The sequence below is a fragment of the Streptomyces sp. cg36 genome (assembly GCF_041080675.1).
Lineage (GTDB): Bacteria > Actinomycetota > Actinomycetes > Streptomycetales > Streptomycetaceae > Streptomyces.
This window is the reverse complement of sequence record NZ_CP163520.1, coordinates 4,951,087-4,974,498: the sequence shown is the minus strand read 5'-3', so window position 1 is coordinate 4,974,498 and position 23,412 is coordinate 4,951,087. Positions and strand designations below refer to the sequence as shown.

Here is a 23,412-nt window from a genome sequence, read left to right as displayed (position 1 = left end):
CCGGGCCCGCAAAGTGGCGTTGCCGCCGAGGAGGGGCCGCCCCCGGAAGTGGGTCTGCCGAGGCCGCCGGGCAACGGGGCAGGGGCTACGCCCAGAGTTGGCCCTGGAGGGTGGCGATCGCTTCCTCCGTCGTCTCCGCCGTATAGACCCCCGTCGACAGGTACTTCCACCCGCCATCGGCCACCACGAACGCGATGTCCGCCGCCACCCCCGCCTTGACGGCCTTCTTGGCCATGCCGATGGCCGCGTGGAGGGCGGCCCCCGTGGAGATGCCCGCGAAGATCCCCTCTTCGCGCAGCAGTTCCCGGGTCCGGGCCACCGCGTCCGCCGACCCGACCGAGAAGCGGCTGGTCAGGATGGCCGCGTCGTACAGCTCGGGCACGAACCCCTCGTCCAGGTTGCGCAGCCCGTACACCAGGTCGTCGTAGCGCGGCTCGGCCGCGACGATCTGGACGCCGGGCACGTGCTCGCGCAGATAGCGGCCGACCCCCATCAGCGTGCCGGTGGTGCCGAGGCCCGCCACGAAGTGGGTGACGGAGGGCAGGTCGGCGAGGATCTCGGGGCCGGTGGTGGCGTAGTGGGCGCCCGCGTTGTCGGGGTTGCCGTACTGGTACAGCATCACCCACGACGGGTTCTGCGCGGCCAGCTCCTTGGCGACCCGTACCGCCGTGTTGGAGCCGCCCGCGGCCGGGGACGGGACGATCTCCGCGCCCCACATCCGCAGCAGGTCGCGCCGCTCCTGGGAGGTGTTCTCGGGCATCACGCAGACGATGCGGTAGCCCTTGAGCCTGGCCGCCATCGCCAGGGAGATGCCGGTGTTGCCGCTGGTCGGCTCCAGGATGGTGCAGCCGGGCGTCAACCGGCCCGCCTTCTCGGCCTGTTCGATCATGTGGAGCGCGGGGCGGTCCTTGACCGAGCCGGTGGGGTTGCGGTCCTCCAGCTTGGCCCAGATGCGGACGTCGTCCGACGGGGACAGCCTGGGGAGGCGGACCAGCGGCGTGTTGCCGACGGCGGCCAGCGCGGAGTCGTAGCGCATGACGGCGGTCGGCCTCAGACCATGCCGCCGGCCACGGCCGGCAGGATCGTGACGCTGTCGCCGTCGGACAGCTCGGTGGAGATGCCCGCGAGGAAGCGGACGTCCTCGTCGTTGAGGTAGACGTTCACGAAGCGGCGCAGCTCGCCGGAGTCGTCGACGAGGCGCTCGCGGATGCCGGTGTGGCGGCTCTCCAGGTCCTTGAAGAGCTCGTCGATGGTCGCGCCGCTGCCCTGGACCGCCTTGGCGCTGTCGGTGTAGGTGCGGAGGATGGTCGGGATGCGGACCTCGATGGCCATGGCGTGGGCTCCTGTCGGGAGTCGGGAGGGGAAGGCAAGGGCGCGCGGCTTGGCGCGGTGCTGCGGGGTACGGACGTACGGGTGGTGCGCGGGCTGCCGCGGCTCAGACGGCGGTGGGGCGCGGACACATCGCGCTCGCCAGGCGGCACAGGTCGACGTGCAGGCGCGCCACGAGCAGCGGGCCGCTCGGCTTCTCTTCGCTCACGTCGTGGGCAACCATGCGGTCATCGTATCGATTCCCGGTCCGCTTCCCGGAATGTGATCTCAGCTGGTGGACGCGGTCCGCTCAGGATGCGGGCGGGGGCGTGCGGAGCGGCGGCGCCGCACGCCCCCGCCCGCCCGGTGCGGCGGGCCCGGGACGGCGGGCCCGGCCGGGCGGCCCGGCTCAGTGGGCCGCCACCACCTCGACCTCTTCCTCGGTGATGACGCCGTCCACGATGCGGTACGAGCGGAACTGGAAGTCGCCCGCGCCGTCCGCGTCCGCCGTGGAGACCAAGACGTAGTGGGCGCCGGGCTCGTTCGCGTACGACACGTCCGTACGGGACGGGTACGCCTCGGTCGCGGTGTGGGAGTGGTAGATGATCACCGGCTCCTCGTCGCGGTCGTCCAGCTCGCGGTAGAGCTTGAGCAGGTCCTGCGAGTCGAACTCGTAGAACGTGGGCGAGCGGGCCGCGTTGAGCATCGGGACGAACCGCTCGGGGCGGTCGGTGCCGGCCGGTCCGGCCACCACGCCGCACGCCTCGTCGGGGTGGTCGGCGCGGGCGTGCGCGACGATCTGGTCGTACAGGGCCTGGGTCAGGGTCAGCATGACCGCAAGGATAAGCAGAGGGGCCGCCCCGTACCGAGGAGTGGTACGAGACGGCCCGCATGCTGGGAAGGCGCTGGTCACGAACGCTTGGCGAACGCCTTGTTCTCGGGGTTGCGCGCCTTGAGGACCAGATAGGAGACGCCCAGGATCAGGCCCCACAGCGGGGCGCAGTACAGGGAGACCCGCGAGTCCTTGTCGATGCCCATCATCACGATGACCATGAAGATGAACAGCAGGGCGAACCAGCTGGTGAACGGCGCGCCCGGGGCCTTGAAGGAGGACTGGGGCAGCTCGCCGCGGTCGGCCTTGGCGCGGTAGCGGATCTGGCAGACCAGGATCATGATCCAGGCCCACATGCCGGAGATGGTGGCGAAGGAGACGACGTAGTCGAACGCCTTGCCCGGTGCCTTGTAGTTGATCCAGACGCCCACCAGCATCAGCGCGGCCGAGACCGTGGTGCCGATCAGCGGGGTGCCGCTCTTGGTCAGCCTGGTGAAGAACTTCGGGCCCTGGCCGTTGAGCGCGAGGTCGCGCAGCATGCGGCCGGTGGAGTACATGCCCGAGTTGCAGGAGGACAGGGCGGCCGTCAGGACGACGAAGTTGACGATGGCGGCGCCGACGCCGAGGCCCATCTTCTCGAAGGCGGCGACGAAGGGGCTGACGCCCGGCTGGAACTCGTGCCACGGGACGACCGAGAGGATCATGATCAGGGCGCCGATGTAGAAGACGGCGATGCGCCACGGCACGGTGTTGATCGCCTTGGGCAGCGTCTTCTCGGGGTCCTTGGACTCGCCCGCGGTGACACCGACCAGCTCGACGGCGAGGAAGGCGAACATCACGATCTGCAGGGTCATCAGCGTGCCGCCGATGCCCTTGGGGAAGAAGCCGCCGTCGTTCCAGAGGTTGGCGACGGTGGCGGTGTCGGCGGCGTCGGAGAAGCCGACGGTGAGGATGCCGGCGCAGATCAGGATCATGCCGACGATGGCCGTCACCTTGACCATGGAGAACCAGAACTCCAGCTCGCCGAAGAGCTTCACCGAGATCAGGTTCACCGCGTACAGGATGAGCGTGAAGACCAGCGCGTACAGCCACTGCGGGACGTCGTTGTGCGTCCAGAAGGCCATGTACTGGGCGGCGGCGGTCACTTCGGTGATGCCGGTGACGACCCAGAAGAGCCAGTACGTCCAGCCGGTGACGAAGCCCCAGAACGGGCCGACGAACTCACGGGCGTACTCCGAGAAGGAGCCCGAGACCGGGCGGTACATGAGCAGTTCGCCCAGGGCCCGCATGATGAAGAAGATGACCAGGCCCGCGATGGCGTAGGCCAGGATGAGGCTGGGACCGGCCTTGGAGATGGCCTTGCCCGCGCCGAGGAAGAGCCCGGTGCCGATGGCTCCGCCGATGGCGATCATCTGGATCTGGCGGGCGCCGAGGCCCCGCTGGTAACCCTCGCCCTCGGCGTCGGCGCCGTGGGCGGTCCCCACGGCCTCATTGCCGGAGCGGTCGTCGTGCTTGTCGACCTGCGCTGAGGTCATGGTGGTGCGCCTTTCTCCATGCTGACCCGCCCGCTTCGGTCGTCGAAGCCGCGGATCAGGTCCTGATCCCCCCGGATGTGGATGGAGTGCCACCGGCGGTCAGCCGGCACAGCGCCCCCGGGAACATGGGTGGCGTCCCCGGGTGGTCGTGAAGATTTATCACGTCCTTACGGGTGATCCACCGGAGTCACTGTGGGCCACACCACAAGGAAAACCGGACAAAGCGCGCAAGAATCAGCAAACCCTACCGATGTGGTAATCGGATCGTTATGCGGATTTGAGCGTCCGCTGAGCGAACGGAAGGAAAACGGCCGCCCCCGGCCGACCCGGGGCGGCCGTTCAGGCCATCAGCGTCTCGACGAGCGTCTCCTGGAGCCCGCCGAGCCAGAGGTAGGCCATCACCATCGGCTTGCGCGGGTCCTGGTCCGGCAGCCGGTACAGCTCGCCGCCCTCGTCCTCGTCGCCGACCTCCAGGCGGGTCCCGATGGTCAGCCGCAGGTCGTTGAGCGCGCCGAGCCACTGCCGGGACTCGTCGCCGGAGAGCTTGAGGACCGCGCCGCCGTCGCCCACCGGGGTCAGCGCGTCCAGGGAGCGCACCACGGCGAGCGCGTCCTCGCGCTTGCGGGTGCGCAGGTCCCGCTCGGTGAAGCGGCGGAACTCGCTTGCCGAGGCGCGCAGTTCGTCGCTCGCCTCGCGGTCGTAGGCGTCCGGGAAGAGCCGGGCGAGCGCCGGGTCGGCGGGCGGTTCGCTGGGGCCCTCGGCGAAGAGCGCGGCCAGCGGGTCCTCGCCGTCCATCGGCTGGTCACCGGGGCCGATGAGCTCCAGGAGCTGGACGGAGAGCGAGCGCAGGATGGCGATCTCGACCTCGTCGAGCGCGACGGCCGCGCCGCCGCCGGGCAGCGCCTCGAAGTACCCCGCCATCAGCCGCGGTCCTGGGTCAGCGTGGCCCACAGTCCGTAGCCGTGCATCGCCTGCACGTCGCGCTCCATCTCCTCGCGGCTGCCGCTGGAGACCGCGGCGCGGCCCTTGTGGTGCACGTCGAGCATCAGCTTGCGGGCCTTGTCCTTGGGATAGCCGAAGTACGACTGGAAGACGTACTGGACATAGCTCATGAGGTTGACCGGGTCGTTGTGGACGAGCGTCACCCAGGGCACATCGGGTTCGGGGACGGCGAAGGTCTCTTCCGCCGACTCGGGCCGTTCGATCTCTACAGGAGCCACACTCACTTACCCCATGCTGCCACTCGGGGACCGCAGTCGCACAAACGGCCCTCGAAATCGTCACTCTGACGCAAAGAGGAGTAGCATCCCGCCCATGAACCCTGCGGACCTTGGGCTGCCGGTCGACGTGCCGTCGACCGCGCTCTTCACGGACCAGTACGAGCTGACGATGCTCCAGGCGGCCCTGCGGGCCGGGACGGCCGACCGGCGGTCGGTCTTCGAGGTCTTCACCCGGCGCCTGCCGGAGGGCCGCCGCTACGGCGTGGTGGCCGGCACCGGCCGCGTCCTGGACGCGGTGGAGAACTTCCGCTTCGACCCGGCCGTCCTCGGCTTCCTGCGCGAGCGCGCCATCGTGGACGAGCCGACCCTTCAGTGGCTGGCCTCCTACCGCTTCTCCGGCGACATCTGGGGCTACCCCGAGGGCGAGGTGTACTTCCCCGGCTCGCCGATCCTGCGCGTCGAGGGCTCCTTCGCCGAGTGCGTGCTCCTGGAGACCGTGATCCTCTCCATCCTCAACCACGACTCGGCGATCGCCGCCGCCGCCTCGCGGATGTCCTCGGCGGCGGCCGGCCGCCCGCTGATCGAGATGGGCGCCCGGCGCACCCACGAGCTGGCCGCCGTGGCCTCCGCGCGCGCCGCCTACGTGGGCGGCTTCAGCACCACCTCGGACCTGGCGGCCGGGTTCCGGTACGGCATCCCCACCGTCGGCACCAGCGCGCACGCCTTCACCCTGCTCCACGACAGCGAGCGCGACGCCTTCCGGGCCCAGGTCGACTCGCTGGGCCGGGGCACCACGCTGCTGGTCGACACCTACGACGTGGCCGAGGCGGTCCGCACCGCCGTGGAGATCGCCGGTCCCGAGCTGGGCGCGGTCCGCATCGACTCCGGCGACCTGCTCCTGGTCGCCCACCGGGTGCGCCAGCAGCTCGACGAACTGGGCGCGACCGGGACGAAGATCGTGGTCACCTCGGACCTGGACGAGTACGCCATCGCCTCGCTGGCCGCCGCGCCGGTCGACGCGTACGGGGTGGGCACCCAGCTCGTCACCGGCAGCGGGCACCCCACCTGCTCCATGGTCTACAAGCTGGTGGCCCGCGCCGCCGGGGCGGATCCGAAGGCGCCGCTGGTGGCGGTGGCGAAGAAGTCGATGGGCGGCAAGTCCTCGATCGGCGGGCGCAAGTGGGCCGCGCGGCGGCCCGAGGCGGACGGCGTCGCCGGGGCCGAGGTGATCGGCACCGGGCCGGTGCCGCCCGCGCTGGCCGGGCACCAGCTGCTGGTCGAGCTGGTCAAGGGCGGCGAGGTGGTGGCCCGTGAGCCGCTGGACGCGGCCCGCGAGCGGCACATCGCGGCCCGCGCGGCGCTGCCGATGTCGGCGATCCAGCTCTCGCGCGGCGAGCCGGTGCTGGCGACCGAGTACGTGTGAGCCGCCGGGGCCCGGTCCGACGCCGGGCCCCGGCGCCCCAATTGCCCCCTGCCGCACGGCGGGCGGAGTCTCTAGGCTCGTTGAACAGCCCCCCGACCGAAGGACAGCCGACATGCACCGCGCGTTGATCGTCGTGGACGTTCAGAACGACTTCTGCGAGGGCGGCAGCCTCGCGGTCACGGGCGGCTCCGACGTGGCCGCCGCGATCACCGAGCTGATCGGCGAGTCCGCCGGGTCCGTCTACCGCCATGTGGTGGCCACCCGCGACCACCACATCGACCCCGGCCCGCACTTCTCGCCGAAGCCGGACTTCCAGACCTCCTGGCCGGTGCACTGCGTGGCCGGGACGGAGGGCGTGGGCTTCCACCCCAACTTCGCCCCGGCGGTCGCCTGCGGCGCCATCGACGCCGTCTTCGACAAGGGCGCCCACGCCGCCGCGTACAGCGGTTTCGAGGGGCGCGACGAGAACGGGGTGTGGCTGTCGAACTGGCTGCGGGACCGGGAGGTCTCCGAGGTCGACGTGGTCGGCATCGCCACCGACCACTGTGTGCGGGCCACCGCGCTGGACGCGGTGCGGGCCGGGTTCACCACGCACGTGCTGCTCGATCTGACCGCGGGGGTCTCCGAGGAGACGACCGCCCGCGCGATCGAGGAGATGCGGGCGGCGGGCGCTGAGCTGTCGGGCAAGCCGGTGGTCTGAGCCGGCCGACCGAGCCGGTGGTCCGAGCCGGCCCTCCGAGGGGCCCTAGGGCCGCAGCAGCGCCCGTATCGGGTGCCAGAGCTCCTCGGCGCCCGGGTGCGGCGCCGTGCGCCACAGGAGGCCGTCCGGGTGGTGCAGGACCGCCGTGATCTCGTCCGGTGTGGGCGGCTGGGTGTTGCCGCGCAGATAGACCGCGCGCAGCCCCAGGTTCCGCAGCCGGGTCAGGGCGCGGGCCCGGTTCGCCGCGTGCACCAGGACGCGCACCTGGCGCCCCTCACCGGCCGGGCTTGGCAGGGTGAGCGCGACGACGACGCTGCCGTTCGGCAGCTTGCAAAATCCTCCGCCAGGCATGGCGTACCGCTCCCCCGTGAGACGTCGTGTCAATAAGGACTCGTAGGACGCACCTAAACACGATCGGCCGCCGCCCGCTAGAGGGCGACGGCCGATCATGGTTTGACCTGCGGTGATACGAACTACTTGGTCGACGGACCAACCTTCACGGTGATCGTCGAGCCGTCCTTGGGCTGCTGGACGATGGAGATCCGGGTGTTGGTGTCAGGAACCTGCACGCTTCCCGTGGGGTTCTCCTTGTACCAGTAGGTGCCCCGGTGGTCGTCGAAGATCGGCACACCGGCCTGCGAGCGGATCGTGGTCGCCACGTCGGCCTTGTGCAGGGTGATCGCGTTCGTCGGGTAGAAGCTGAACGCGGCGTCGAACGGCGTGATCTTGTTGCGCATCAGCGTGCCGTCGGCCCACTTCAGCGGCTTGGCGTGGGCGTCGACCGGAAGGATCAGGCCCTGGCCCGGGTGGACCGAGACGTTGTTGTCCTTCTGCGACGTGTCCCAGAGCCAGATCATCAGACCGGGCTGGTACGCGTAGTGCTCCACCCAGGACGGGCGGGTCTTGGCGAAGCCGAAGTTGTACGGGCCGACCTTGAGGGTCTGGTCGTACGAGACGTACTGGCGGTTCTCCGCGATGTAGAACTGCGGGTAGTCCTTGGTGAACGACTCGCCGATGCGGGAGAAGTTCTTCGACGTCCAGCCGTTGTCGTCGCCCTCGGCACCGTCGGTGAAGACGGCGGCGCCGTCGGCGTTCACGGTGATCGCGTCGGCGGTGAAGCCCTTGCCGCCCGCGCCGCCGTCCGTCTGGTAGCGGAAGCGGAGGTCGATCTTCTTGCCCGCGAAGGCGTCCAGGTTGTACGAGAGCTTCTTGTACGCGCCCGACACGTCGGTCAGGGCCGGCTTGTCGCTGGGGTCACGGGTGATCGGCTTGCCGTCGGCGGTGCCGTCCAGCGCGGTCCAGGTGGCGCCGCCGTCCGTGGACGCCTCGGCGTACAGGAAGTCGTAGTCCAGCTCGATGTCCCACCAGCCGGACAGGTCCAGGGAAGCCTTGGACTTGCCGGTCAGGTCGACCGAGCGGGTCAGGGTGTTGTTGAGGTTGTCACCCATGCCGCTCCACCACTGCTTCGTGCCCTCGGCGGGCTTCACGATGGTGGTGGTGACGGGCTTCTGCGGCAGGTCGACGACGAGCGCCTGCTTGTCCTTGGTGTTGTACTCGGCGACGCCCAGCTTGGTGGTCGAGTTCGTCGCGGCCTTGGCCTTGGCGTAGTCGAGCCAGCCCAGCTGGAACTTGTCCCAGGCGGTCATGTCGCCCGGCAGGTCGCCGATCGAGTCCTTGCCGGTGCCCAGCCAGGAGCCGGCCGACATCAGGGACCAGAAACCGACCGAGTTCTCGGCCTGGTTGGTGGTGTCGTAGAGGTCCGGCAGACCGAGGTCGTGACCGTACTCGTGGGCGAAGACGCCGAGGCCGCCGTTCTCGGGCTGCATCGTGTAGTCGCCGACCCAGATGCCGGTGTCGCCGATCTGCGTGCCGCCGGCCTTGTTGTTGGCCGGGCCGGTCTTGCCCGCGTCCGTGCCGTAGGCGTACGAGCGGTGCGCCCACAGGGCGTTGGTGCCCTGGGCGCCGCCGCCGGCCGACTCGTCCTCGCCCGCGTGGACGATCTGGAAGTGGTCGATGTAGCCGTCGGGCTCGTTGAAGTTGCCGTCGTTGTCGTAGTCGTTGCGGTCCCACTGGTCGTACTGCGCCAGCTGGGCCTTGATCTGCTCGGTGGTCTGGCCCTTGGCCTTCTGGTCGGCGACCCAGGCGTTGACGCCGTCGCGGACCAGGTCCATCACGTTGGAGCAGTTCGTGGCGCCGCAGTAGTTCGAGCCGTAGCGCGCCTCGTTGGCCGGGACGCGCACCCAGTCGGTGACGGTGCCGTCGACCGAGTAGCGGCCGGAGGAGGTCTTCTCGTAGTACGTCTTCAGGGACTGCTTCGGGGTGCCGTCGGCGTTCTTGCCGGTCCCGAAGTACAGGTCCTGGAAGTGCTGCTGGCTGTAGTCCTTCTGCCAGGCGGTGGAGTTGTCCTTCTTGCGGTCCGGCTGGGCGATCGTGTTGTGCGCCGGGCCGGGCGTGCCGCCGTACTTGACGACCGGCGGCTTGGGGCCGGTCGGCCCGTCCGGGTCGTACATGGTGGTGTTGTCGACCTGGTCGCCGAAGTCGACCAGGATCGTGAAGATCTTGTCGGTCTTCTCGCGGGCCAGCTCGACGTACTTCTTGTCGTCGAGCTGGACGACCTTGGAGGCGCCGCGCTGCTGCACCTTCTTGTCGCCCGAGATGACCTTCTCCAGCGCCGCCTGGCGCTGCAGCTCCCGCTGCTTGGTGAACGGGCCCGGCGTGTTGTCGACGTACTTCGCGGAGCCCGCACCCGGGTCCGTGCGCACGACGGGAGCCGGGACCTTGCTGTCGGCCTGGGCGGTGGCGAACGCCGAGCCTATCGCGCCCGTCGTGGCAAGGGCCACGAGTACGGCGGCAGCTCTGACCGCTCGTCTGTTGCTGGTCACTTGATGATGTCCTCCCCCGCGGCCGCAGGCACGGACCGGGGGTGAGGGGTCTGGTCTCCGGTGCGCGGCACGCGTCTCAAGTGACGACATTGGACCGGAGTTGCCAAAGAAAAGACAGATCTTGACTTGGGCCGGGCAATTACATTATGCAGTGCGACAGTTCCGCTATTCGAACGCTTCCTATGTGCTACCCAACCGGGACATCGGGTGCGTCCGTCCCACCCCTTGGAACGCGGAATGAATCCGTGCGCCCCCCGTGCTCCGGCACCGTGGGTTAGGTCACGCTTACCAACGGTTCCGTCAGGGCAAGCACCGTCGTAGAGTCGCTTGACAGTGCGATCCGGTCGCCCGGTCGAGAGACCCGACCCATCCGATGCCTGCCCCCGAGGACGGATACCGCCATGCCGCGTCTGAACGCAGCACAGCTCGCCTACGGTTCGGCCACCGTCGTCTTCTCGACCGTGGCCATGATCCTGCTCTCACAGACCGAGTCGGGCCTGGGGGTGGGCGTCATAGTGCTCGCCGCACTGCTGCTCGGACTGCTCGTCGCCGTGACCGTGCCCATGCCGAGGGCGGCGCGCGCGGTCCGTGCGAACCGCGCCGCCGCCGTGGGCGAGGGCGCCGGGCAGGACGTGCGCGTACCGGCCGACTCGGTGCGCGGCTGAGCGCTCACCGGTCCGCCGCGGCACGCGGCACGGTCAGCGGCCCGTGGACACCACCACCGTCTTGCCGGCCTTGTCGTGGAGCCCCTGTTTGTACGGCTTGTCCGTGAGGATCGTGATGATCAGGATGATCTGCCACAGACACGGACAGCACAGCAGCGCGGGCAGCCAGAGCACGGCGGTGCGGGTCAGCGCGGAGCTCGTGGACGGCACGCTGCCGTCGTTGAGCATCGCCACCCGCAGGTGCATCAGCTTCTTGCCGACGGTCTGCCCGTCGCGCCGCACCATGATGGTGTCGTACGCCAGGTAGGCCACGATCCCGACCAGGTTCCAGGCGAGCCCGCTGCCGCTGTAGGCCCGGCCGATCACGTCGCCGGTGCTCTCGCCGCTGCGGGTCTCGTACACCCAGCGGTCGGAGGTCCCCCACTCCAGCAGGGCGAGCGGGATCGCGATGATCAGCGCGTCGATGAGCCGGGCGAGCAGCCGCCGCCCGAAGTCGGCGAGCGGGGGCATCCCGGCGAGCGGGTCCGGCGGACCGTACGGCCCGCCGCCGTAGGGGTCGTGGGGCGGCGGTGGGCCACCGCCGTAGGGCGACCCGGGAGGCGGCGCGCCACCGGGGGAGGCGCGCCGTACGGGCCGCCGGGAGGGGGGTTCCCGTACGGGCCGCCGGAGGGAGGGGCGCCGTACGGGCCGCCGGGGGGAGGGGCGCCGCCGCCCGGGGGTGGGGCACCGCCGCCGGGGGGCGGGCCCTGGCTCCAGCCGGGCGGGGGCGACGCGTCCGACGGCTTCTTGAGGAACGGGTCGTCCTCGGGCGGCGGTTCGTGGCTCATGTCCGCAGTGCACCGCGCGCGGTGGGGGCCCGCAACGCCACGGGGCCCGTTCGGGGGACGGTCCGCGGGCCCCGGTGCGGCGCGGCCGGGGTCAGGTGCCCGCGACGAAGGTGCGGGCCGCCTTGTCGTGCCAGCACTGCCGCCACGGGCGGTCGAACAGGCACCACAGGACGTTGACGACGCCCACCACGAATACGCCCAGCACCCCGTAGACCAGCCAGCGGCGCAGGGCCGCGCCGAACGACGGCGGCTCGTGCGACTCGATGTCGCGGACCTGGACCCGGCACAGCCGCTTGCCCAGGGTGCGGCCCCACTTGGCGGTCGGCAGCGCCTCGTACACCACGCCCAGGAGCAGGAACGCGCCGAGGACGATGCCGAGGTAGCCGGCCGTGGTGCCGTCCAGCAGATAGACCGTCACGGTCTCGCCGGAGAGCTTGGCCGCGTCGACCTTCTGCTGGATGTGGTCCGCGCCCTTCACTCCCAGCGGTACGGCGAGCGCGGCGACGGCGGCGCCGAGCACGGCGGTGTCCACCAGGCGGGCGGCGAGGCGGCGGCCCACCCCGGCGGGCCGGGCCGCCGTCTGGGCCCGCGCGGCCTTCAGGAACGGGTCCTCGACCGGCGGCTTCCACGGCACGACGGGTTCCCCCGCCGCCGCCTCCTCGGTCTGGGCGAGGCGGTGCACCTGCTGCGCCCAGGACGCGGCGCCCCCGCCGGGCCCGGTGGTGACGGGCGAGACGGGCGCCGCCGGAGCGGGCTGCGGGGCCGCCCGCCGGGGCTCGGGGTACGGCGTGGGGGCGGGCTGCGGGCGGGCGCCGCCCTGCCCGGCCGGCGGATACGGCGCCGGGGCGGGCTGCGGGGTGACCGGCTGCTGCGGGACGGCGGGCGCGGAGGGCAGCGCGGCCCGCGCGGGCGCGGAGCCCACGGCCGCCCGGCGCCCGTCCGCCTCGGCCCGGCGCGGGTCGGGGCGGCGGGGATCGGCCAGGCGCGGGTCGCTCCCGGCCCACGGGTCCACCGGGGCCGGACGGCCCGGCAGCGGCTGCGCGGGCAGCGACTGCACCGGGAGCGGGGCGCCGCCCGGCGCGGGCCGCTCCTCGGCCGGGGCCGCGGGCAGCGGGAGCGGCCGGGCGGGGCCGGACTGCGGGGGCGGCGACTGGGGCTGGGACTGGGCCGCGCCGGACTGCGGGGGCAGGGGCTGGGGCTGGGGCGCCGAGGGCTGGGGGCCGCCCGGGCCCGGCTCGCCCGGCTGCCCCCAGGAGACCCGGCGGGCCGCGTCGTCGCCGAAGCCCGACTGGTGGACGGCGTCCGCGTGCCAGGCCGGGGCCGGGTCGGGGCGCGAGCCGTGCAGGGGCGCGGGGGCGGGGTCGGGCTCGTCGAGGAAGACCGGGCCCGTCTCCTCCACCGGCAGCGGCACGGGCGGGGCGGAGGCGAGCGCGGGGGCCGCCGGGGCCGCGCCGGGCGGCGGCACGGGCATGGCTTCGCCCTCGGCCGGGGCGGGCCGGCTCGTGCCGGGCACCCAGGCGGCGCCGTTCCAGTACCGGACATATCCAGGAATGGACGGATCGGGATAGAAGCCAGCGGCGGGGGTGCCGTCGCCGGTGGCCGGGGTGGGGGCGCTCATCACGGTCCCGTATCTCTCGTGGGCCTCGTCAATACAGGGGTCCACATCTACCAGACGGGCGACCGCCGCCGGGCGGGTCCGTCCGTACCGGCCGCGATCCGGTCATCGGGTGATCGCGTCCGGAGCTCGTCCGAAGTCGCCGAAAAAACTTTCCCGAAGTCGCGTCATAGTCGCGCCCCGACGCGCTCTCACCTTGCACGGGCCCACCCGGGGCGCGTACGAGGAAGGGAAACGCACCGCCATGCACACCGTCGTGGAACGCGAGCTGGAACTCAAACTGGTGCTGTCGCCGGAGCGCAGCATCCCCGTTCCGGCCCGGCTCTCCTATCGCACCGACGACCCCTACGCCGTCCACATCACCTTCCACATCGGCACCGACCACCCCGTGAACTGGACCTTCGCCCGCGAACTGCTGGTCGAGGGGGTGTTCCGGCCGTGCGGCCACGGGGACGTGCGGATCTGGCCCACCAAGATGGAGGGGCGCAGCGTGATCCTGATGGCGCTGAGCTCGCCGGACGGGGACGCGCTGCTCGAAGCGCCCTCCGCGCAGGTCTCGGCGTGGCTGGAGCGGACGCTGCGGGTGGTTCCGCCGGGCTCTGAGACCGAGCAGCTCGGCATCGACGACGGCCTCGCCGAGCTGCTCGCCCCCACGACCGGCCGCAGCCGGGTCGAGGAGCTCTATCTGAACGACCCCTGGCCCTCGGACGAGTCCCGGCCGGAGGAGGGTGCGTGAGGGGCGGACGGTCCGCCGTAACGGTTCACCGCGCCGGGGCGCCGGGGCCGCCCCGTCAGAAGAGCTTGCCCGGGTTCAGCAGGCCCAGCGGGTCGAAGGTCCGCTTCACCGCGCGCTGCATCTCCACGCCCACCGGGCCGAGCTCACGGGCCAGCCACTCCTTCTTCAGCAGGCCCACGCCGTGCTCGCCGGTGATCGTGCCGCCCAGTTCCAGACCGAGCGCCATGATCTCGTCGAAGGACTCCCGGGCCCGCCGCGTCTCGTCCTCGTCGGCGCCGTCGAAGCAGACCACCGGGTGGGTGTTGCCGTCGCCCGCGTGCGCGCAGACGCCGATGGTCAGGCCGTACTTGGCGGCGATCGCGGCGGTCCCGTCGAGCATGGCGGCGAGCCTGGAGCGCGGTACGCAGACGTCGTCGATCATGGTGGAGGGCTTGATGGTCTCCAGCGCCGTGAGCGACAACCGCCTTGCCTTGAGCAGCAGTTCGGACTCGGCGGCCGACTCCGCCGGGACGACCTCGGTGGCCCCGGCCGCCGTGCACAGCGCCCCCACGGCGGCCAGGTCGGCGGCCGGGTCCGGGGTGTCGAAGGCGGCCAGCAGCAGCGCCTCGGTGCTCTCCGGCAGGCCCATGCGGGCCATCCGGTTCACCGCCCGTACGGTCGTGCCGTCCATGAGTTCGAGCAGCGACGGCGTACGGCCGCTCTCCATGATCGCGCAGACCGCCTCGCAGGCCGCCGCCGCCGACGGGAACTCGGCGGCCAGCGCCAGCTGGCGCGGCGGCGCGGGCCGCAGCGCCAGCACCGCCTTCACCACCACGCCGAGGCTGCCCTCGGAGCCGACGAAGAGCCGGGTCAGGTCGTATCCGGCGACGCCCTTGGCGGTGCGGCGGCCGGTCTCCAGGAGGCGGCCGTCGGCGAGGACCACGTCGAGGCCGAGGACGTACTCGGCGGTCACCCCGTACTTCACGCAGCACAGCCCGCCGGACGCGGTGCCGATGTTCCCGCCGATCGTGCACTCCTCCCAACTGGAGGGATCGGGCGGGTAGTAGAGCCCGTGTTCCAGGACTTTCCGGGAGAGCACGGCGTTGACGACACCGGGTTCGACGACCGCCACCCGGTCGACCGCGCTGATCTCCAGGATGCGGTCCATCCGGACCAGGGACAGCACCACACAGCCCTCGGTCGCGTTGGCGCCGCCCGACAGGCCGGTGCGGGCGCCCTGCGGCACCACCGGGACGCGCAGCTCGGTGGCGGTGCGCATGACGTGCTGGACCTGCTCGACGGTGCGCGGCAGGACGACCGCGGCCGGGGCCCCGGCGGCGCAGAAGCCCGCCATGTCGTGGGCGTAGGAGGCGGTGACGTCCGGGTCGGTGATCAGCGCGTCGGCGGGCAGCCCCGCGCGCAGCCGGTCCAGGAGGAGGTCCGGGGACGCGCTCGCGGTCTCGGCGGCGGCCTCGGAGGGGGCGACGGGCTCGGCTCCATCGTTCATGATCCCAGCCTGGCACCCGGGGCCATCGGTGTGAACCCTGCGCGGCCCGGACGGGCGCGGACCGGATGTGCTCGCGCCCCGGACGCACAGTGATCGGCATGGAGACCGAAGACGAATGGCCGCCGGCCCGGCAGACCCTGACGCTGCCGCGCCCCGCCCGGGCGACGCCGCTGGAGCCGTCCGGGCCGCCGCCCGCCCGCAGCGCCCGGCGCACGATGATCGCGGCGGCCGTGGCGGCGCTGCTCACCGCCGGGGCCCTGGTGATCCTGCCGCAGCTGGGCGGCGGTGCGGGCGACGCGTCCGCACCCGCGCCGGGCCCGGCCGCGCGGGCGCTGACCGCCGTCGGGGCGGGGGCGCCCGCCGCGGCCGGCGACCTGACCGCGCTGATCGCCGACCGGCGGGCGTGGGTGCGCGGCCATCCGGCCGACGACGCGGCCTGGGCGGTGCTCGGCGCCGCCTACCTCGGGCGCGGGCTGCGCGGCGCGGACTCCTCGTACTATCCGCGCGCCGAGTGGGCGCTGCGGCGCTCGCTCGCCGTGCGGCCCGCGGCCCGCGGCAACGCGGAGGCCCAGCTGGGCCTCGCCGCGCTCGCCAACGCGCGCCACGACTACCGGGGCGCGCACGCCCTCGCCGAGGCGGTCCGGCGCAAGGAGCCCAAGCGGTGGACGGTCTATCCGGCGCTGATCGACGCGTACACCGGTCTCGGCGACCTCAAGGGCGCGAGCGGGGCCGCCGAGCAGCTGCTCGATCTGCGCGGCGGCTCGGTGGCGCTGGCCGAGCAGGGCGCGGTCTACCGGGAGCGCGGCTGGCGCGAGGACGCCGCCGCGGCCCTGGCCGAGGCCGCCGGATACGCCACCACGCCGGTCCAGAAGGCCGATCTGCTGCGGCAGTTGGGCGATCTGGCGTGGGACCGGGGCGAGCCGGCCGAGGCGCTGGCCCAGTACGGGGCGGCCCTGCGCACCGACTCCGGCGCGCACGCGGCGCTGGCCGGGAGGGCGCGCGCCGAGCATGCCCTGGGCCGCACCGCCGCCGCGCGGCGCGACTGGGCGGCGGCGGTGGCCGCGCAGCCCCGGCCCGAATACCTGCTGGAGCTGGGCGAGTTGGACGAGTCGCTCGGCCTGGTCGCGGACGCCCGGGCGCAGTACGCGCGGCTGCGCGAGCGGGCCGCGGCGGACGACGGGCACGGGGTGGGCGACGCGCTGGTGCTCGGCCGGTACGAGGCGGACCACGGGGCGCCGGACGCGGCGGTGGCCCGGCTGCGCGCGGAGTGGGGGCGCGCCCCGAGCGCGGTGGTCGGGGACGCCCTGGCGTGGGCGCTGTTCCGGGACGGGGAGCCGGAGGAGGCCCTCGCGTTCGCCAAGAAGGCGGCGGAGAAGGGGGCCCGCAGCGCGGTGGCCTCGTACCACCGGGGGGCGATCGAGAAGGAGCTCGGCCAGGCGGGCCCGGCCCGCCGCGATCTGGACGAGGCGCTGCGCACCAACCCGTACTTCTCGCCGCTGCTGGTGGCGAAGGCGCGCGAGGCGCTGGAGGCGCTGGGCGATCCGCCGGAGGGCGGGCCCAAGGACATGTACGGGTCGACGGCGGACACGGGGTCGGGGTCCGGCGCGGGATCCGGGGGCGCGCCGTCGGGGTCCGGCGCCCGCCCGGGGTCCGGCTCCGGGTCGCAGAGGGCGGCCGGGTCCACCGGATCGGGCACGGGGACGGGAGCGGCGTCCGAGCCGGGCGCCGGGTCCGGGTCCGGGTCCAACCCGGGCTCAGGTTCGGGCTCCGGCAAGCCGCCCAAGCGCAAGCCGTAGAACGTGCTGCGGCCCCGGCGGGTCAGGTCCGCGGGGCCGCAGGGTCGACGTTACTTCAACTGCCGCGCCCACAGGGGCGTTTGCGGTCGAAGTCCACGCGTCAGAGGTTGCCGCGCTTCTCCTGCTCGCGCTCGATCGCCTCGAAGAGCGCCTTGAAGTTGCCCTTGCCGAAGCCCATCGAGCCGTGGCGCTCGATCATCTCGAAGAAGACCGTCGGACGGTCCTGGACCGGCTTGGTGAAGATCTGGAGCAGATAGCCGTCCTCGTCGCGGTCGACGAGGATCTTCAGCTCGCGCAGGGTCTCGACGGGCACCCGGGTCTCGCCCGCCCACTCCCCCAGCGTGTCGTAGTACGAGTCCGGGGTGTCCAGGAACGCCACGCCCGCGGCGCGCATCGCGCGGACGGTCGCCACGATGTCGTTGGTGGCGAGCGCGATGTGCTGGACGCCGGCGCCGCCGTAGAACTCCAGGTACTCGTCGATCTGCGACTTCTTCTTCGCGATCGCGGGCTCGTTGATCGGGAACTTCACCTTGAGGGTGCCGTCCGCGACGACCTTCGACATCAGCGCCGAGTACTCGGTCGCGATGTCGTCGCCCACGAACTCCTTCATGTTCGTGAAGCCCATGACCTTGTTGTAGAACTCGACCCACTCGTTCATGCGGCCGAGCTCGACGTTGCCGACGCAGTGGTCGATGGCCTGGAAGGTGCGCTTGGCCGGGGGCTCCACGATCGGGTCGGCGGACACGAAGCCGGGCAGGTACGGGCCGGTGTAGCCGGACCGGTCGACCAGGGTGTGGCGGGTCTTGCCGTAGGTGGCGATCGCGGCCAGCACGACCGTGCCGTGCTCGTCCTTCACCTCGTACGGCTCGGTCAGGCCGGTGGCGCCGTGCTCGGTGGCGTACCGGTACGCGGCGCGCGCGTCCGGCACCTCGATGGCGAGGTCGACGACGCCGTCACCGTGCTCGGCGACATGGCCTTCGAGGAAGCGGCCGTGGTCGGTGGACGCCTTGATGACGGAGGTGAACACGAAACGGGCGGAGCCGTTGGTCAGGACGTACGAGGCGGTCTCGCGGCTGCCGTTCTCCGGTCCGGAGTAGGCGACGAGCTTCATGCCGAAGGCGGTCGAGTAGTAGTGCGCGGCCTGCTTGGCGTTGCCCACGGCGAAGACGACCGCGTCCATACCCTTCACCGGGAAGGGGTCGGCCTGCCGGGCGGTGTCGGGGGTGTGATCGATGGTCTCAGTCATAGCGGCAGGCTGCCCCTGTGCGGCAAGGTGCGCAATAGTTTGCGTGGGGGCTGTGCAATCTGCATAGCAGATGGGCAGTATCTAGGGGCGTTCTGTACATCGTGACCATCCGGAGGGCGTCATGGCGATCGATCATCTGGACGGGCGGCTCATCGTGCTGCTGGCACGGGAGCCGCGCATCGGGGTCCTTGAGGCGTCCCGGCGGCTCGGCGTGGCGCGCGGCACCGTGCAGGCCCGGCTCGACCGGCTTCAGTCGAATGGCGTCATCCGGGGATTCGGTCCCGACGTCGATCCGGCGGCGCTCGGCTACCCGGTGACCGCGTTCGCGACGCTGGAGATCAAACAGGGCCAGGGCGCCGACGTACGGGCGCACTTGGCCTCCGTGCCGGAGGTCCTGGAGCTGCACACCACCACCGGCCAGGGCGACATGCTCTGCCGTCTGGTGGCCCGCTCCAACGCCGACCTCCAGCGGGTGATCGACCGGGTTGTCGGTTTTGATGGGATCGTCCGCGCCGCCACGGCGATCGTGATGGAGAACCCCGTGCCGCTGCGGATCATCCCGCTGGTGGAACAGGCGGCGGCCGACGACGTGTGAGCCGACAACGTGGGAGAGGCGGTGGCCATGGACTTCTGGGACTACCTCTCGCACCGGCACGAACAGCTGCTCACCGACGCGTTCCAGCACGCCAGCGCGGTCTTGCAGTGCATGGTGATCGCGACCGTGCTCGGGGTGGCGATCGGGGTGCTCACCTACCGCAGCGGCTGGGCGGGCGCGCTCGCCGTCGCCACCACCTCCTCGGTCCTCACCATCCCCTCGCTCGCCCTGATCGGTCTGCTGATCCCGGTGGTGGGGCTGGGCGTGGCGCCCACGGTCATCACGCTGACGCTGTACGGGCTGCTGCCGATCGTCCGCAACTCGATCGTCGGGCTGCGCGGGGTCGACCCCTCGCTCGTCGACGCGGCCAAGGGCATCGGCATGTCCCGCCCGGCCCGGCTGGTCCGGGTCGAACTGCCGCTGGCCTGGCCGCCGATCCTGGCCGGGATCCGGGTCTCCACCCAGATGCTGATGGGCATCGCCGCGATCGCCGCGTACGCCTCGGGCCCGGGGCTCGGCAACGAGATCTTCCGCGGCATCGCCTCGCTGGGCAGCGCCAACGCGATCAACCAGGTGCTGGCGGGGACGCTGGGGATCGTCGTCCTCGCCCTGCTCTTCGACGCCGTCTACGTCCTGATCGGGCGGCTGACCATCCCGAGGGGGATCCGTGTCTGAGACCACCGGCGCCCCGGCGGCGCCGTCCGCCTCCCCCGGGGACCCGGCCGCCCCGGGCGGCTCCCGCGCCTCGGGCGCCTCGATCGAGCTGGAGAACCTGACCAAGCGCTATCCGGGCAACCCCGAACCGTCCGTGGACAACGTGTCCATGGAGATCAGGGCGGGCGAGACCGTGATCTTCGTGGGGCCGTCCGGGTGCGGCAAGTCCACGACGCTGAAGATGATCAACCGGCTGATCGAACCGTCGTCCGGCCGCATCCGGATCAACGACGAGGACGTCACCGACATCGACCCGGTGAAGCTGCGCCGCAAGGTCGGCTACGCCATCCAGTCCTCCGGGCTCTTCCCGCACATGACGGTCGCCGAGAACATCGCGCTCGTACCGAAGATGGTCGGCTGGTCCAAGGCGCGGGTGAAGGACCGGGTCGAGGAGATGCTGGACCTGGTCGGGCTCGATCCGCGCGAGTTCCACGGCCGCTATCCGCGCCAGCTCTCCGGCGGGCAGCAGCAACGGGTGGGCGTGGCGCGGGCGTTGGCGGCGGATCCGCCGGTGCTGCTGATGGACGAGCCGTTCGGCGCGGTCGACCCGATCACCCGCGACCACCTCCAGGACGAGCTGATCCGGCTCCAGCACGAACTCCACAAGACGATCGTCTTCGTCACCCACGACTTCGACGAGGCGATCAAGCTGGGCGACCGGATCGCGGTGCTGCGCGAACATTCGCACATCGCCCAGTTCGACACCCCGGAGGCGATCCTCACCAACCCGGCCGACGACTTCGTCTCCGGGTTCGTCGGGGCGGGCGCCGCGCTGAAGCGGCTGAATCTGACCCGGGTGCGGGACGTGGAGATGGCGGACGTGCCGACCGCCTCGGTCGACGATCCGCTCCAGTCCATCTTCGACAAGCTGCGCGGCGGCCCCCACAACGAGCTGCTGATGCTGGACCGGCGCGGGCGCCCGTACAAATGGCTGCGGCGGGGCGATCTGATGCGCGCCAAGGGCTCGCTGGCCCGGGCGGGCCAGCTGGTGCACGACACGGTCACCCGGGACGCGACCCTGCACGACGCGCTGGAGGCGGTGCTGATCGACTCCGGCGGGCGGGTGGCGGTGACCGGGCGGCGCGGCGAGTACATCGGCGTCGTCGACATGGAGACCCTGATGAACTCGGTGCACGAGCTCCTGGAGGCCGACCGGCTGGCCGCCATCGAGCACCAGCACGACCTGGAGGAGACCCGCCACCAGCTCACCGAGCAGGAGCTGGAGGGCGGTGCGGGCCCGTGAGCAGCGCACCCGAGCGCCCGCCGGGCGAGCACGAGGCGGGCGGCCACGTCTTCCGCGACCCGGCACACGGCGGCAGCGGCCCCGAGCACGGCCCGGCCCACGGCTCCGACGACCGGCACGGCGCGCCCGAGCCGCCGGCGGCGCCCGCCCCGGCGCGCCGGATCACCTGGCAGAAGCTGGTGCTCCTGCCGCTGGTCGTGGCGCTGGCGCTGCTCGCCACCTATCTGTGGATCACCAACGTCCACCTCGACTCCATCGCCAAGAACTCCCTGGACGACGGCAATGTGCAGCTCAGGCTCTGGCAGCACGTGAAGCTCACGGCCGTCTCCACGTTCTGGGTGCTGCTCATCGCCGTACCGCTGGGCATCGCCCTGACCCGGCGCGGGGTGAGCCGGGCCGCGCCGCTGGTCACGGCGGTCGCCAACGTGGGCCAGGCCACCCCGGCCATCGGGCTGCTGGCGCTGCTGGTGATCTGGCTGGGCATCGGCCCCTCCACCGCGGTCATCGGCATGGTGGTCTACGCGGTGCTGCCGGTGCTCTCCAACACGGTCGCGGGGCTGCGGGCGATCGACCCGCAGCTGGTGGAGGCGTCCCGGGGCATCGGGATGTCGGCGCTGGGCACCCTGGGCAAGGTCGAACTGCCGCTCGCCGTCCCGCTGATCCTCGCGGGCGTGCGCACGGCGCTGGTCCTGAACGTCGGCACGGCGACGCTCGCCACCTTCGGCGGCGGCGGTGGCCTCGGCGATCTGATCACCTCCGGCATCCAGACCCAGCGCATGCCGGTGCTGGTCCTCGGCTCGGTCCTGACGGTGGCCCTGGCGCTCCTGGTGGACTGGCTGGCCTCGCTGGCCGAGGTGGCGCTGACCCCGCGCGGTCTGGAGGCGGGATGATGACCGGCGTGCGCACGCGGTGGACCGGGGCGGCGGGCGCGCTCGTCCTGCTCGCCGTCCTGCTGACCGGCGGCTGCGGCCTCAAGAGCGGCTCGCCGCTGGTGGACGACGTCGTACCGGGCTCGGTCGGCCGGGGCCGCCCCCTCAAGGGCGCCTCGCTGACGGTCACCTCGAAGAACTTCAGCGAGAACATCGTCCTGGGCCAGATGGCCGGTCTGGTCTTCAAGGCGGCCGGCGCCGATGTCGTGGACCGCACCAACCTGCCCGGTTCGATCAGCGCGCGCGAGGCGATCGTGAAGGGCGACGCGGACGCGATGTACGAGTACACGGGCACCGCCTGGATCACCTATCTCGGCCACAGCAAGCCGATCACCGACCCGTCGGCGCAGTGGCGGGCGGTGAAGGACGCGGACGTGCGCAACGGGGTGGTCTGGCTGGCGCAGTCCACCCTCAACAACACCTACGCGCTCGCCCTGAGCAAGAAGAACAACGCCAAGTACGGGCTGCGGACGCTCTCGGACGTGGCCGCGCTGGCGAAGAAGGACCCCTCCGCGGTGACGGTGTGCGTGGAGAACGAGTTCGCCTCGCGGGACGACGGGCTGCCGGGCATGCAGAAGGCGTACGGGATGTCGATCCCGGCCTCCCGGGTCCAGAAGATGGACGCCGGGATCATCTACACCCAGGTGTCCAAGTCGAGCTCGTGCCTGCTCGGCGAGGTGTTCACCACGGACGGCCGGATCAGGGCGATGGACCTGGACGTGCTCGCCGACGACCGCCACTTCTTCCCCAACTACAACGCGGCGCCCGAGCTGCACGCCAGGACGTTCGCCAAGTACCCGGCGATCGCGGGCCTGCTGGACCCGGTGAGCGCGAAGCTGACGACCCGGGTGGCGCAGGAGCTGAACGCCAAGGTGGACGTGGAGGGCCGCGACCCGCACGACGTGGCGAAGGAGTGGCTGGTGGCGCAGGGGTTCATCAAGGAGGGCTGAGCGGGCGGGGCGCGGGCGCGGACCACGGGGGCACCCGGGCGCGGACGCAAAGGAATCCTTGCAAAAAAATCGTTGCAAGGATTCCTTTGCATGGCTACGGTCGTAGTCATGCCCACGAACAAGCCCCCCGAGAACGGGGCCGGGGAGCGCATCCTCGACGCCCGCGCCCTGCGCGGACTGGCCCACCCCCTGCGCATCCAGCTGCTGAAGTCGCTGCGCCACGACGGCCCCGCCACCGCCTCCCAACTGGCCGAGCGGCTCGGCGAGTCCAGCGGCGCGACCAGCTACCACCTGCGCCAGCTCGCCGCGCACGGGTTCGTCGAGGACGACCCGGCCCGCGGCAAGGGCCGGGAGCGCTGGTGGAAGTCCGCGCACACCGGCACCACGTTCGGCGCGGAGCTGCACACCAGCACCGACCCGCAGGTGCGCGGCGCCGCCGACCTCTTCTTCCACGAGGTGGCCAACATCCACACCCAGGAGCTGTCCACCTGGCTCGGCACCGCGCGCGACTGGCCCGGGGAGTGGGCGACCAGCTCGGACGTCAGCGACTTCACCCTGCACCTCACGCCCGGCCAGCTGCACGAGCTCAGCCGGCGGCTGCACGACGTCGTCGAGGGCTACCGCCAGTCGGCCCCGGACGCCGAGAACGCGGCCCAGGTCCGCGTCCATCTGCACGCGTTCCCGCGCGGCAACCCGAACCAGTGACACCG

General features: G+C 72.0%; 24 protein-coding genes. 11 read left to right on the top strand and 13 right to left on the bottom strand.

The genetic code is table 11. From position 1 onward, the window contains the following. Positions 1-85: 85 nt before the first annotated feature. The 7 genes from AB5J87_RS21990 to clpS form a co-directional block, all read right to left on the bottom strand. Complete coding sequence (locus AB5J87_RS21990; protein WP_369378627.1) at positions 86-1,036, bottom strand: PLP-dependent cysteine synthase family protein; 951 nt, start codon at positions 1,034-1,036, stop codon at positions 86-88. A 14-nt stretch (positions 1,037-1,050) separates the two neighbouring features. Beyond that, positions 1,051-1,332 (bottom strand): MoaD/ThiS family protein, encoded by a 282-nt coding sequence (locus AB5J87_RS21985; RefSeq protein ID WP_369378625.1) that lies wholly within the window; start codon positions 1,330-1,332, stop codon positions 1,051-1,053. 103 nt (positions 1,333-1,435) lie between these two features. Beyond that, positions 1,436-1,552: a putative leader peptide gene (locus AB5J87_RS21980; protein ID WP_369378623.1), complete on the bottom strand. Its 117-nt coding sequence runs from the start codon at positions 1,550-1,552 to the stop codon at positions 1,436-1,438. 165 nt (positions 1,553-1,717) lie between these two features. Then, on the bottom strand, positions 1,718-2,140 hold the full coding sequence (locus AB5J87_RS21975; protein WP_369378621.1) for a Mov34/MPN/PAD-1 family protein: 423 nt from the start codon (positions 2,138-2,140) through the stop codon (positions 1,718-1,720). 77 nt (positions 2,141-2,217) lie between these two features. Further along, positions 2,218-3,675 (bottom strand): amino acid permease, encoded by a 1,458-nt coding sequence (locus tag AB5J87_RS21970; RefSeq protein WP_369378620.1) that lies wholly within the window; start codon positions 3,673-3,675, stop codon positions 2,218-2,220. A 339-nt stretch (positions 3,676-4,014) separates the two neighbouring features. Next, a complete protein-coding gene (locus AB5J87_RS21965; RefSeq protein WP_369378618.1) occupies positions 4,015-4,596 on the bottom strand; it encodes a DUF2017 domain-containing protein in 582 nt (193 codons plus the stop codon). Beyond that, the gene (gene clpS / locus AB5J87_RS21960) at positions 4,596-4,901 is read right to left on the bottom strand and encodes an ATP-dependent Clp protease adapter ClpS (RefSeq protein WP_369378616.1); all 306 of its coding nucleotides are present in this window, start codon (positions 4,899-4,901) and stop codon (positions 4,596-4,598) included. The genes AB5J87_RS21965 and clpS overlap by 1 nt, the downstream gene beginning before the upstream one ends. 88 nt (positions 4,902-4,989) lie before the next feature. Between clpS and AB5J87_RS21955 the strand changes: the two genes are divergently transcribed. Together AB5J87_RS21955 and AB5J87_RS21950 are read left to right on the top strand one after the other, a co-directional pair. Further along, on the top strand, positions 4,990-6,318 hold the full coding sequence (locus tag AB5J87_RS21955; RefSeq protein WP_369378615.1) for a nicotinate phosphoribosyltransferase: 1,329 nt from the start codon (positions 4,990-4,992) through the stop codon (positions 6,316-6,318). 112 nt (positions 6,319-6,430) lie between these two features. After that, a complete protein-coding gene (locus tag AB5J87_RS21950) occupies positions 6,431-7,018 on the top strand; it encodes a nicotinamidase (RefSeq protein ID WP_369378612.1) in 588 nt (195 codons plus the stop codon). 45 nt (positions 7,019-7,063) lie between these two features. Here AB5J87_RS21950 and AB5J87_RS21945 read toward each other — a convergent pair whose 3' ends face one another. Both AB5J87_RS21945 and AB5J87_RS21940 read right to left on the bottom strand, forming a co-directional pair. Further along, positions 7,064-7,369 (bottom strand): hypothetical protein, encoded by a 306-nt coding sequence (locus tag AB5J87_RS21945; RefSeq protein WP_369378611.1) that lies wholly within the window; start codon positions 7,367-7,369, stop codon positions 7,064-7,066. Positions 7,370-7,491: 122 nt separating this feature from the next. Continuing rightward, a complete protein-coding gene (locus AB5J87_RS21940) occupies positions 7,492-9,900 on the bottom strand; it encodes an immune inhibitor A domain-containing protein (protein ID WP_369378610.1) in 2,409 nt (802 codons plus the stop codon). 401 nt (positions 9,901-10,301) lie between these two features. Here AB5J87_RS21940 and AB5J87_RS21935 point away from each other — a divergent pair, with 401 nt between their 5' ends. After that, positions 10,302-10,565, top strand: a complete 264-nt coding sequence (locus AB5J87_RS21935; RefSeq protein ID WP_369378608.1) for a hypothetical protein — start codon at positions 10,302-10,304, stop codon at positions 10,563-10,565. A 33-nt stretch (positions 10,566-10,598) separates the two neighbouring features. Here the strand turns inward: AB5J87_RS21935 and AB5J87_RS21930 are convergent, their stop codons facing one another. After that, positions 10,599-11,075 carry an RDD family protein gene (locus AB5J87_RS21930; protein ID WP_369378607.1) on the bottom strand — a complete coding sequence of 159 codons (477 nt, stop codon included), beginning with the start codon at positions 11,073-11,075 and terminating at the stop codon, positions 10,599-10,601. 408 nt (positions 11,076-11,483) lie between these two features. Continuing rightward, positions 11,484-13,010 carry an RDD family protein gene (locus AB5J87_RS21925; RefSeq protein ID WP_369378605.1) on the bottom strand — a complete coding sequence of 509 codons (1,527 nt, stop codon included), beginning with the start codon at positions 13,008-13,010 and terminating at the stop codon, positions 11,484-11,486. Between the two features lie 241 nt (positions 13,011-13,251). On the opposite strand from AB5J87_RS21925, the gene AB5J87_RS21920 reads away from it, so the two are divergent. Then, entirely contained in the window at positions 13,252-13,743 is a 492-nt protein-coding gene (locus tag AB5J87_RS21920) for an SsgA family sporulation/cell division regulator (protein ID WP_369378603.1), read from the top strand. 55 nt (positions 13,744-13,798) lie between these two features. Here AB5J87_RS21920 and AB5J87_RS21915 read toward each other — a convergent pair whose 3' ends face one another. After that, entirely contained in the window at positions 13,799-15,229 is a 1,431-nt protein-coding gene (locus tag AB5J87_RS21915; protein ID WP_369378602.1) for an FAD-binding oxidoreductase, read from the bottom strand. A gap of 98 nt (positions 15,230-15,327) precedes the next feature. Between AB5J87_RS21915 and AB5J87_RS21910 the strand changes: the two genes are divergently transcribed. Next, entirely contained in the window at positions 15,328-17,025 is a 1,698-nt protein-coding gene (locus tag AB5J87_RS21910; RefSeq protein WP_369378601.1) for a hypothetical protein, read from the top strand. Positions 17,026-17,125: 100 nt separating this feature from the next. Here the strand turns inward: AB5J87_RS21910 and hppD are convergent, their stop codons facing one another. Beyond that, entirely contained in the window at positions 17,126-18,271 is a 1,146-nt protein-coding gene (hppD, locus tag AB5J87_RS21905; protein ID WP_369378599.1) for a 4-hydroxyphenylpyruvate dioxygenase, read from the bottom strand. A 121-nt stretch (positions 18,272-18,392) separates the two neighbouring features. Here hppD and AB5J87_RS21900 point away from each other — a divergent pair, with 121 nt between their 5' ends. The 6 genes from AB5J87_RS21900 to AB5J87_RS21875 all read left to right on the top strand — a co-directional run bounded on the left by AB5J87_RS21900 (position 18,393) and on the right by AB5J87_RS21875 (position 23,407). Further along, positions 18,393-18,866, top strand: a complete 474-nt coding sequence (locus AB5J87_RS21900; protein WP_369378597.1) for an Lrp/AsnC family transcriptional regulator — start codon at positions 18,393-18,395, stop codon at positions 18,864-18,866. A gap of 27 nt (positions 18,867-18,893) precedes the next feature. Then, a complete protein-coding gene (locus AB5J87_RS21895) occupies positions 18,894-19,541 on the top strand; it encodes an ABC transporter permease (RefSeq protein WP_369378595.1) in 648 nt (215 codons plus the stop codon). A gap of 82 nt (positions 19,542-19,623) precedes the next feature. After that, positions 19,624-20,823 (top strand): betaine/proline/choline family ABC transporter ATP-binding protein, encoded by a 1,200-nt coding sequence (locus AB5J87_RS21890; protein WP_369383619.1) that lies wholly within the window; start codon positions 19,624-19,626, stop codon positions 20,821-20,823. Then, positions 20,820-21,713 carry an ABC transporter permease gene (locus tag AB5J87_RS21885; protein ID WP_369378594.1) on the top strand — a complete coding sequence of 298 codons (894 nt, stop codon included), beginning with the start codon at positions 20,820-20,822 and terminating at the stop codon, positions 21,711-21,713. The genes AB5J87_RS21890 and AB5J87_RS21885 overlap by 4 nt, the downstream gene beginning before the upstream one ends. Then, entirely contained in the window at positions 21,713-22,702 is a 990-nt protein-coding gene (locus tag AB5J87_RS21880; RefSeq protein ID WP_369378593.1) for a glycine betaine ABC transporter substrate-binding protein, read from the top strand. The genes AB5J87_RS21885 and AB5J87_RS21880 overlap by 1 nt, the downstream gene beginning before the upstream one ends. Before the next feature lie 108 nt (positions 22,703-22,810). After that, positions 22,811-23,407: an ArsR/SmtB family transcription factor gene (locus AB5J87_RS21875; protein ID WP_369378591.1), complete on the top strand. Its 597-nt coding sequence runs from the start codon at positions 22,811-22,813 to the stop codon at positions 23,405-23,407. The last annotated feature ends 5 nt before the right edge of the window (positions 23,408-23,412 follow it).

What these genes read in the sequence shown, in the direction of transcription:
- AB5J87_RS21990 (WP_369378627.1), bottom strand. Translation starts at nt 1,036, where the DNA reads ATGCGCTACGACTCCGCGCTGGCCGCCGTCGGCAACACGCCGCTGGTC.
- AB5J87_RS21985 (WP_369378625.1), bottom strand. Translation starts at nt 1,332, where the DNA reads ATGGCCATCGAGGTCCGCATCCCGACCATCCTCCGCACCTACACCGAC.
- AB5J87_RS21980 (WP_369378623.1), bottom strand. Translation starts at nt 1,552, where the DNA reads ATGGTTGCCCACGACGTGAGCGAAGAGAAGCCGAGCGGCCCGCTGCTC.
- AB5J87_RS21975 (WP_369378621.1), bottom strand. Translation starts at nt 2,140, where the DNA reads ATGCTGACCCTGACCCAGGCCCTGTACGACCAGATCGTCGCGCACGCC.
- AB5J87_RS21970 (WP_369378620.1), bottom strand. Translation starts at nt 3,675, where the DNA reads ATGACCTCAGCGCAGGTCGACAAGCACGACGACCGCTCCGGCAATGAG.
- AB5J87_RS21965 (WP_369378618.1), bottom strand. Translation starts at nt 4,596, where the DNA reads ATGGCGGGGTACTTCGAGGCGCTGCCCGGCGGCGGCGCGGCCGTCGCG.
- AB5J87_RS21955 (WP_369378615.1), top strand. Translation starts at nt 4,990, where the DNA reads ATGAACCCTGCGGACCTTGGGCTGCCGGTCGACGTGCCGTCGACCGCG.
- AB5J87_RS21950 (WP_369378612.1), top strand. Translation starts at nt 6,431, where the DNA reads ATGCACCGCGCGTTGATCGTCGTGGACGTTCAGAACGACTTCTGCGAG.
- AB5J87_RS21945 (WP_369378611.1), bottom strand. Translation starts at nt 7,369, where the DNA reads ATGCCTGGCGGAGGATTTTGCAAGCTGCCGAACGGCAGCGTCGTCGTC.
- AB5J87_RS21935 (WP_369378608.1), top strand. Translation starts at nt 10,302, where the DNA reads ATGCCGCGTCTGAACGCAGCACAGCTCGCCTACGGTTCGGCCACCGTC.
- AB5J87_RS21930 (WP_369378607.1), bottom strand. Translation starts at nt 11,075, where the DNA reads ATGCCCCCGCTCGCCGACTTCGGGCGGCGGCTGCTCGCCCGGCTCATC.
- AB5J87_RS21925 (WP_369378605.1), bottom strand. Translation starts at nt 13,010, where the DNA reads ATGAGCGCCCCCACCCCGGCCACCGGCGACGGCACCCCCGCCGCTGGC.
- AB5J87_RS21920 (WP_369378603.1), top strand. Translation starts at nt 13,252, where the DNA reads ATGCACACCGTCGTGGAACGCGAGCTGGAACTCAAACTGGTGCTGTCG.
- AB5J87_RS21915 (WP_369378602.1), bottom strand. Translation starts at nt 15,229, where the DNA reads ATGAACGATGGAGCCGAGCCCGTCGCCCCCTCCGAGGCCGCCGCCGAG.
- AB5J87_RS21910 (WP_369378601.1), top strand. Translation starts at nt 15,328, where the DNA reads ATGGAGACCGAAGACGAATGGCCGCCGGCCCGGCAGACCCTGACGCTG.
- hppD (WP_369378599.1), bottom strand. Translation starts at nt 18,271, where the DNA reads ATGACTGAGACCATCGATCACACCCCCGACACCGCCCGGCAGGCCGAC.
- AB5J87_RS21900 (WP_369378597.1), top strand. Translation starts at nt 18,393, where the DNA reads ATGGCGATCGATCATCTGGACGGGCGGCTCATCGTGCTGCTGGCACGG.
- AB5J87_RS21895 (WP_369378595.1), top strand. Translation starts at nt 18,894, where the DNA reads ATGGACTTCTGGGACTACCTCTCGCACCGGCACGAACAGCTGCTCACC.
- AB5J87_RS21880 (WP_369378593.1), top strand. Translation starts at nt 21,713, where the DNA reads ATGACCGGCGTGCGCACGCGGTGGACCGGGGCGGCGGGCGCGCTCGTC.
- AB5J87_RS21875 (WP_369378591.1), top strand. Translation starts at nt 22,811, where the DNA reads ATGCCCACGAACAAGCCCCCCGAGAACGGGGCCGGGGAGCGCATCCTC.